The organism is Mycobacterium sp. (assembly GCF_035570115.1).
Lineage (GTDB): Bacteria > Actinomycetota > Actinomycetes > Mycobacteriales > Mycobacteriaceae > Mycobacterium.
In genome coordinates, this window is sequence record NZ_DATMLH010000057.1 from 1 (window position 1) to 7,625 (window position 7,625).

At 63.6% G+C, this 7,625-nt stretch carries 6 protein-coding genes and 2 pseudogenes; 2 read left to right on the plus strand and 6 right to left on the minus strand.

All coding sequences use genetic code 11. The features are described 5' to 3' along the window. The coding region (locus VNW74_RS04195) for a PPE domain-containing protein (RefSeq protein WP_325675348.1) at window positions 1–234 on the minus strand (234 nt) is incomplete at its 3' end. Window positions 235–719: 485 nt separating this feature from the next. Between VNW74_RS04195 and VNW74_RS04200 the strand changes: the two are divergent. Continuing rightward, window positions 720–1,640: pseudogene (locus VNW74_RS04200) on the plus strand (LysR family transcriptional regulator); the annotation flags it as partial. 319 nt (window positions 1,641–1,959) lie between these two features. Here VNW74_RS04200 and VNW74_RS04205 read toward each other — a convergent pair. From VNW74_RS04205 to VNW74_RS04220, 4 genes are all read right to left on the minus strand, one after another. Further along, window positions 1,960–2,793 (minus strand): SDR family NAD(P)-dependent oxidoreductase, encoded by an 834-nt coding sequence (locus VNW74_RS04205; RefSeq protein ID WP_325675349.1) that lies wholly within the window; start codon window positions 2,791–2,793, stop codon window positions 1,960–1,962. A 23-nt stretch (window positions 2,794–2,816) separates the two neighbouring features. Then, a complete protein-coding gene (locus tag VNW74_RS04210; RefSeq protein WP_325675350.1) occupies window positions 2,817–3,938 on the minus strand; it encodes a hypothetical protein in 1,122 nt (373 codons plus the stop codon). Window positions 3,939–4,085: 147 nt separating this feature from the next. Further along, the gene (locus VNW74_RS04215; protein WP_325675351.1) at window positions 4,086–4,925 is read right to left on the minus strand and encodes an NmrA family NAD(P)-binding protein; all 840 of its coding nucleotides are present in this window, start codon (window positions 4,923–4,925) and stop codon (window positions 4,086–4,088) included. A gap of 174 nt (window positions 4,926–5,099) precedes the next feature. Continuing rightward, window positions 5,100–6,032 (minus strand): AraC family transcriptional regulator, encoded by a 933-nt coding sequence (locus tag VNW74_RS04220; RefSeq protein ID WP_325675352.1) that lies wholly within the window; start codon window positions 6,030–6,032, stop codon window positions 5,100–5,102. 218 nt (window positions 6,033–6,250) lie between these two features. On the opposite strand from VNW74_RS04220, the gene VNW74_RS04225 reads away from it, so the two are divergent. Further along, a complete protein-coding gene (locus tag VNW74_RS04225) occupies window positions 6,251–7,033 on the plus strand; it encodes a helix-turn-helix domain-containing protein (protein WP_325675353.1) in 783 nt (260 codons plus the stop codon). Between the two features lie 305 nt (window positions 7,034–7,338). Here the strand turns inward: VNW74_RS04225 and VNW74_RS04230 are convergent. Then, a pseudogene (locus tag VNW74_RS04230) lies at window positions 7,339–7,625 on the minus strand (CAP domain-containing protein); the annotation flags it as partial.

The following is a 7,625-nucleotide window of genomic DNA, read 5'->3' on the forward strand; positions in this document are numbered from 1 at the left end:
GGCGATATCCAGCCACCCCAGGTAGCCCGCCATCTTGTAGGTGACCGCGACCGCCACCGTGCCCTGCCACCCTTGAGACAGCTGCACGGTCACCGCGCGGCAGTACGCCGACGTCTCACGCAAGCTGGCAGCCAGCTGGCCCCACGCTTCGGCGGCCTGCACCATGGACCCCGAGCCGGCGCCGTTGAACATCCGTCCCGAGTTGATTTCCGGCGGCACTCGTGCGAAGCACATTATTGGCCCGCCACACGCCGGACGACGAGAACAGCGATTGACGTCGTGAGAGTTGGCTGATAGTAATTCATTACAGGTTCACGGGGACTTTCTTTCTGGCGGAAGATGATCCGCGCGGGGGGATTGAATCCGCCGACGGCGCTGTAGCGGCGTGAGCTGAGTTGTGTCGCTAGGGACCGACGTTCGGTTGGGCGAACCAGCGAGTGCAGTGCACACATGTTTGCTGTGTCCTTTATGTCGAATCACTTTCTTTGATCGTCCGCTTCTCGGCGGCGGTCCGGTAGAGGGCTATGTGTTGTGGCATCAACCGGTTTGGATGTGACGTGAGCGTCGCCAGTGTCCGGGAAATACCCCGGCGTCTGCTTAGTGCACCGTTATGTGTTGTGACGTCAAGCGGTTTAGGTGTGACATCAATGGCAGCGAGTCTGACGCTGGCAGCAAACTCTCAGCAAGCCACAAGCTAGATATGCTTCTATGCAGTTATTATGGTGCTCAGCGCTCACATGCCCGACCTCGACTCGTTGGAGGTCTTCGTTGCGATCGCGCAGACGGGAAGCCTGGGTGGCGCTGCTCGCGAATTGGGACTCACCCAGCAGGCCGTCTCTAGAAGGTTGGCTGCATTGGAAGCCAAAACCGGTGTGACACTAGCTATTCGAACTACGCGCGGATCGCGGATCACTCCGGCAGGCACATCTCTCGCCGAGTGGGCTTCACACCTGCTCGAGGTAGCCCACGACATCGACACAGCGCTTGGCTCGTTGCGAAATGAAGGCACTCAGCGGCTCACGGTGGTGGCCAGCCCGACGATAGTTGAGTACCTAATGCCTCATTGGCTGTTGTCGTTGCGCTCGGCGGCATCCCGGCGCAACGAAACGGTGCCCAGAATCGATCTGGCCGCGGCTAACAGCGCTCAGGCGACGGCGTTGGTGCGTGACGGTGCCGTCGATCTCGGATTCGTGGAGACTCCAGAACCGCCGGAAGGGTTAAGCCACTGCGTAGTGAGCACTGATGAGTTGGTCGTCGTCGTGTCCCCAAACCACGAGTGGGCGAGGCGGTCGCACGCCGTTAGCGCGCTCGAATTGGCACAAACATCGCTAGTGTGTCGGGAACCCCGAGCAGGCATCCGTGATTCGCTCGCTGTGGCGTTGCGCCGAGCGTTGGGCGTGGAGGTGCAACAAGCGCCGCCCGTACTTGAATTACCATCCGCGGGCGCTGTGCGCGCTGCGGTCCTCGCGGGCGCCGGGCCTGCCGCGATGAGTCGGCTCGCCGTAGCAGACGACCTGCAAGCCGGGCGCCTCAAGGAAATCATGATCTCTGATGTGGATCTGCGCCGAGACCTTCGGGCGATCTGGCTCGGCGGAAGCACTCCGCCGGCCGGCGCAACCAGAAAATTGCTCAACCATATCGGTCGCTGCACAGATGAATTCGAGCACAAAACACCCCGAAAGCAGCGGCTAGCCGATGAGCAGATACGCTCGCGTACCTCCCGGGCTACCGATTGGTGACGATGCCGCCAATCGATGTTCGCGGGTTTGGGACGGCTGCGCCAGCCGAACTGCATCGATCCGTCCCCGCTGCCGAGCAGCGGGGGTAGCCAAATCGCGCGTCGATACGTGCGGTTCTCTTCAGTGCCTGTCGCCCCATGTGTCCAATCTGGGGACCAGGTGGCTGGTGGTCCGACGAAGCGGCCGCTTGTGCTGGCCGATGCAGTAGCCGCCGGGTTAGCTACGCCGCCGGGCCGAACGGCGAGTTCTCGGGCGGGCCGAAGTTGGGCAACGCACCGATCGACTGGCCACCGTCGACCACGATGTCGGCGCCGTGGATGTAGGACGCGTCGTCACTGCAAAGAAAGGCGATCGTCGGCGCGATCTCGTCGCTGGTGGCCAGGCGGCCCAGCGGTGACCACAGGTAGCGCATCTTCGGGTCATCAAGCAACGGCTGGAACTGCGGGAGGAGACGCTCGACTCCCGGCGAGGCGAAGCCGCCAAGCAGGACGGCGTTGACGCGAATGTTGTACGCGCCGTAGGAGACGGCCAAGCTCTTGGTGAATGCCGACAGCCCGGCTTTGGACACGTTGTAGTGATGGGTGATGGGGAATCCCTGGATGCCGGCGATCGACGAGATGTTGACAACGCTGCCGCCACCTTGGGCGTGCATGACCGGAAGGACGCGCTTGCAGGTTAGAAAGGCTGATTTGAGGTTGATGTCGATCACCTCGGACCAGTCGTCGCAAGTGATCTCCATCGTGGTGCCCATCGAGCCCGCCTCTGATTCTCGTTGGCTACTCAAGACCGCGGCGTTGTTGACTAGCGCGTCGATCCTGCCGTGGGTGTCCAGAGCGGATTGCACAATGCGATCGACATCTTGGGGCTTGCTGACGTCGCCGGCGGCGACCGTCGCCGGTGCGCCGTTGTCGGCGATCAGCGCGGCGGTCTCGTTTAGCTTCGACAGAGTCCGGCCGCAGATGACGACCCGCGCGCCCTCACGTGCGAACGCACGCGCCGTCGACCTGCCAAGGCCGCCTCCGGCGCCGGTGATGATCGCGACCTTGCCGTCCAACCGCCCGCTGGTCGCCCGGGCGCTTATCGTGGGGCCTTCGCGCTGCGGCGCAGCCCGTGCCGAGCGCCGAATGACCGTAGGTCTTTGAGTGTCTTGTAGCCCGGTGACGATTCGACGACGGTGGCTATGGCGTTGACGCAGCGGGCGGCCGTCATGATGACTGCGTCGTCCAATGCGGTGCCGGTTCCTCCGGCTTGACCGAGCGGAAAGTCACCGTGGTAGGGCGGAGTGGCATCGAGCTCGACGCGGTATCCACCCTTATCGCCGATGCTGGGCCACAGGGGTGCCATGTCGGCGCCCATCCTGTTGACGTGGTTGATCAAAATACGGGGCTGGCCTTCGACAACCCCCGTCATCGTCCACCGGGTCGCGCCGATCGTCCCCTCTTGTATCTTCGTTCCGCCGGGCACGGTGAATGTCCGTGGGGACAGGTAGAAATCGGTGTCGAGGCGAATCTCGTCCAGTTCGACACCGAGGCTCTCGGCGATGAGCCATGGCGCGCACCCCCACGACGCGCGCAGCGATTCGACCATCGTTACATCGAGTTGGTCGGGTCGCATGCCGAACCCGAGTTCGTTCATGACCTCCGGGACAGGGTAGTTCGCATAGTCGATGAACTCCCATGTACGCACTTGAGCAATGTCTGCCACCGAACTTGTCAATGCGATGGCGAGTGCATCGCTGACGAATCCCGGATCGACACCGGTGAAGAAGATGCTCGAATTACCCTGTGCGCAAGCAGCGTTGAGCCGGGCGACGAGCGAGTCCCCGTCGGCGAGTTGGCGGTAGTGGATCCCGGTCGCGATCGAGCTGACTACGTTCTTGCCACTAGCCAGGATCGGTATCACCTCGTCCACCCACGCTGCGCCGGGGCTCCCCGGAATGGTGGGGTCCTTCAGCGAGACGCGCGGCATGAAGAGTACGACGTCAGCGTCCACCGCCACGAGCTCATCGGCGTTCTTCGTCGCCGCCACACCTACCGGATCGCGTCCGGCGATGCTGCCTGCGTCGACGCCGGCCTTGGCGTCGGTAGCGCATTTGACGCCGACTAGTTCGAGATCGGGAGCATCCAGTACCTGCCGCAAGGCCCAGACGCCCACGCCGCCGGTACCCCACTGGATCACTTTGTAGGCAGCTGTAGCCACGGTCATTTCCTTCGCTTCGCCCGTATTACCGATAACTCCGCGATATTATATCGCGCAGGTCGTGATAACGGGGCGATCGCGGCGTAATCCCTATGGTTCGCAATCGCGGCGCTGATTGCTCGTTTTCACTTTTTTGTGGTGGTGGAATTATCCCCAGCCAGGCGGCACCTTGGCCGCGAACTCAGCGAAGCTGATCGGCGGCCGACCTGTGACGGTCTGAACGTCGCCGTTGGGTCGTGATCCGTTGCCACTGGCCACCGTTGAGGTCAGCAGTCGCAAAATCTCCGTGTAGTCCTGCGGCACGCCGGCGTCGACCATCGCCGCGATCCACGCATCCTGGTCAATGGGGACGTAGGTGATGGTGCGTCCGACCGCGTCGGAAATGATCTCCGCCGCTTGCGCGACAGTCAGAGCTTCGGGGCCCGTCAGCTCGTAGGACTTGCCGGCATGTGCCGCAGGGTCGGCCAACGTGGCGGCCACCACGGACGCGATGTCGTCGGCGTCGACGAAGGCCTCTGCGCCGTCGCCGTTGGGCACGGCGATCGCGTCGTTGAGGGGCACGAGGAAGCTCTCGCTGAAGTTCTGCATGAACCACGCGGGCCGGACGAACGAGTGGGTCAGCGCCGAACGCGACAGCAGGTCGAGTTCGACCGCACGGATCGGGACCTCGGCGGGGGCGTGCCCCATGCCGTAGGCGCTGAGGTAGGTGACATGGCCGACCCCGGCGCGCTCGGCCTCGTCGAGGAATTTGGAGACGATCGGGGCGTAGTCCGTGCGCATGACCGGCGAGAGCAGGTAGATAGCGCCGATACCGTCGAGCGCAGTCGCGTGGGTCGTGGGGTCGTCCCAGTCGAACTGGACGTCGGTGTCATGCCGTCCGGCGGTTCGCACGCCGATTCCCTGCTGTGAGAGCGTAGCGGCCACGCGCGAGCCGGTCCTGCCGGTGGCGCCCAACACCAGAACCGGGCGATCTTTGATGTTGTTCACGAGACCATATTCGCCGCTTCGCCCAAAGCGTATCAATGATCGAAGCGCTCAATTATTTGTGTGGGACGCTCATCTTGGACAGTCGACCGCGAGAAGGACGCGCGTGTGTCCCCTGAGGCGAGCGGTTGCTCGATCAACTTCAGCCACTTGTGAGGCCTCGCAGCGGTCCGCGGATCAGACGCCCAATGCTCGGTTAGACACACGCGGCAGCGCCACGGCCCGATGCTGACGCCACCGCCCGGGTGGGAGGTCATGGTGGCGGCGGAAGGCCGCGGCGAACGCGTATGGCGACTGATAGCCAGTGCGAGCAGCGATTTGGTGCAGCGTGGCCCGGCCGGCGAGGAGGAGGTCGCGCGCCAGGGCCATGCGCCAATCGGTCAGATACTGCATCGGTGTCTGGCCGAGGACAGTCGGAAAGATCCGCGCGAACGTGGCGCGGCTCACGCCGCTGATCGCAGCCAGCTCGGGCACCGTCCATTGATGGGCCGGGTCGTTGTGGATGGCTTCCAGCGCAGCCTTCAAGCGCGGGTCCCGCAGCGCGTGGTACCAGCCAGGCGCGGCGTCGCTCTGCCGAAGTCCGGCGCGGATCGCCAGAACCAGGATCACGTCAAGGAGCCGGTCGAGGACGATCTGCTGACCGGGGGAGTCGGCACCCAGTTCGTGGGAAAGCGCCGTGACCGAGTCGTGCAGCGCATCCCCGGCCGCCGCCTCCAGGATGAGGATCTGTGGTAGCGACTCGATGAGAGCCGGGGTCACATCGCCGACGAACTGGTAAGCGCCGCAGAGGAATACCGATGTGCGTGGGTCATCGGGGTCATCGCTTGCGTGCTGCTCGCCAAACGAGTCGTGATCATCGCATGGGGCGGCGGGTTCATGTGCGATGTGATGGTCGGGCCCGCCGCGGACCAGCGCGACGGCTCCTGGCCGCAACTCGACGGCTGAGTCGGCATCATCGAGCCAAAGCCAGGCGCTGCCCTTCACGACGGCGTGGATGGCCAGCTGGATGGTGCCGGCCAGGCGCAACCCCCATGGTGGGCACGCCGAGGATTTCGCAAAGGCTCCGCCGGTGGCACGGGCACGGCTTAGATGATCCTGAAAGACATCCACGACTGAGAGTCTGACACAAAGTCGTGGGTGTCATGCGCATTGATCCGCTTACCTTGCCCGCCGATGATGGGCAGGTGAGCACCTCAGCACCGACAATGCCTATTGCTGGCCGTACCGACCCAAGCGGATCGTCACTCGCTTGGCAATTAGTCTTCCGCGAGGTGTGAGAGGCGATCGTTGCCGAACCGGCGAGTAGGACACATCTGAACGGCGAGGCATTGCACAGCGCAGCAAGGGCGCTGTCTCACGGCGAGGAAGACAGCGGTCTGCTCCCGACGGACGGCTCCGAACGCTGTGTTGTCATCGACTCCCTTTTGCATGGCCGACTGTTCGAGCAACGGAGCCTGTGGGAAGCCGCGGCTTATCTTCAGTTACCCGGCGGCGGGCCGTACGTGGTGATCGCGGCCGAGGTTGAGGGAGTCGGCCGGGAAGCGCTGCCGCAGATCGAGTCGAAGCTTCGCGGCATAGACCTGTACTCCGCTTGGCGGCTGCTTCCTGATCTGCACGTCGGGATAGTGCACGTCAAGACCGAGAAACACGTTGCGGAGCTGTTGGCGCTGGTGTCTCGGATGGCCAAGAACCGGGTGGGAGTCAGCCCTCGCTTCGATAATCTGCGAGAAACCGCCGAGGCATTGCACTACGCCCGCGTCGTGCTGCGCGGCCGGTTTGATCCCGAGCACCCGGTCAGGGTGTTCGACGGCTCGATCCTTGGCTGTGCCGCGGTCAGTGCCCCGGATGTGATGGTCAAACTGGTGGCCCCGATCATCGACTGCTTCGCCGAACTTGCCGATGAGGACCGGGAGACCTTGTTCGAGACGTTTCGGGTCTGGGTGGAGAACGACGGCTCGCCGCGAGCCGTCGGCGAGGTGTTGTTCTGTCACCCCAACACCGTGCGCTACCGGCTGCACCGAATCGCGGAGCGGACCGGGCGTTCCCTGTCGCGCCCACGCGATCTCGCAGAGCTGTGCCTCGCATTCGAGGTGCATCGCCACCTCATGTAGTCGGCGCGTCATTGCAGGTCCAGGATTCGAACCTCCGTAGGCGTAAGCCGATGGATTTGCACCACAACCTCTCGTCGATGCGCTTTCATGAGATCGACCTATCAACGAGGATTGAGTCCGGCGACGTCGCCTTAGTCTGTGGCGACGCGAGCCCCTATGTCGAGAAGGTCTCCGCGAATCCAGCGATCACGCTGGCCGACTTCGTTTACCGCACAGCGTATTCCAGCTCTTTCCAGGGGTAAGTACAGCTCTGCAACGACGCCGTCACGACAACGTCGAGGGTCAACTGTGATCGATAACTGCGGCTACCCCGATGGTTGAGCCGGTGGGGGATAGACGCCGCGCAGAATCCAGGCCCACCAGTTGAGGCCGTATTCGAGTTCGTCGCTGCCGTCGTAGTCGGGAATGCCCCCAGGTGGGGTCGGCTGGTCGGCCGTGGCGAGGCTGGCCACCGAGGGGTCCTGTCCTGCGGGCATTGTCGGGGGTGGCAGCGGTTGCTGTCCGTAGACGGCCACCACGACGCTGCGATCCAGGCTATTTTCCGACCACACGCCCACCACGGTGTTGGCGCAATCCTGCATGATGGCCAGAT